The 943-nt window shown below is 58.6% G+C and carries 1 protein-coding gene; it reads right to left on the minus strand.

All coding sequences use genetic code 11. The features are described from left to right. Window positions 1-943: YihY/virulence factor BrkB family protein (locus JT360_RS33190; RefSeq protein WP_214477687.1), on the minus strand; the 943-nt coding region annotated here is incomplete at its 5' end.

A 943-nucleotide genomic window follows, 5' to 3' on the forward strand; every position in this document is an offset into this window, starting at 1 on the left:
TTACTGCCGGCGAGGACCCAGCATAAGGATGGTCATCACTGCACTCACGCACGCCATCGCTATCAGCGCGACGACGCCAGAAGCGTTGACCTCCTGCTCTGCCCGAAACGGAACGACGTGTTTTGAGGGCAAGGCGTAGCGAACCACAGGACCCAGATCGGACCTGCTGCCCTTTCGAATGGAATAGGCGCGGGTGAATTCCGCGCCGAGAAGGAAAATTTCCGACGAGTAGTAGACCCAGAGCAGTATGACGAGCAGCCCGCCGGCGGCGCCATATGAGGACGCGATCGCGCTGGTGCCGATATACCAGGCGATAAGTGATTTTCCGAGCGTGAACAGCGCAGCCGTCACCACGGCGCCGATCCCGACATCGCGCCATTCGAGCGTTCGATCAGGCAACACTTTGTAGATGGCCGCGAACATCGCAGAGATCAGGACAAACGAAATAGCCGCGTTGATCACACCGAGAACGACCGTGCCGAACGGCAGGTAAGCGTTGATGATGTTACTCAGCGCCGAGATCACCGCGCTCGCTACGAGAGATACGAGCAGCATGAAACCGAGTGCAGCGACCAAACCCAAACTCGCTGCACGTGCCCGCACCAGACGCGACAACGAACTCCCCTGCGGTTCGACCTTCCAAATCGTGTTCAGCGACTGCTGCATTTCGCCAAAGACGCCAGAAGCGGTCACGAACAAGGTGACCATGCCAATGACGGTCGCCCAGGTCCCGGAGGTTTTACTGGATGCGCTCTCGAGCGCGGTTTGAAGGAGACCCGCGCTTTCCGGCCCCATCAGACCCGAGATCTCGGCAGACAAAGCCAACTGTGCGGCATCATGCCCGAAAGCGAGACCTGCGATTGCGACCACAATCAGCAAGATTGGCGCCAGCGATGTGGTGGCATAAAAAGCCATTGCCGCACCATGACTAAGAGCATTGTCG

It is taken from the genome of Mesorhizobium sp. dw_380, assembly GCF_018588885.1.
GTDB lineage: Bacteria > Pseudomonadota > Alphaproteobacteria > Rhizobiales > Rhizobiaceae > Mesorhizobium.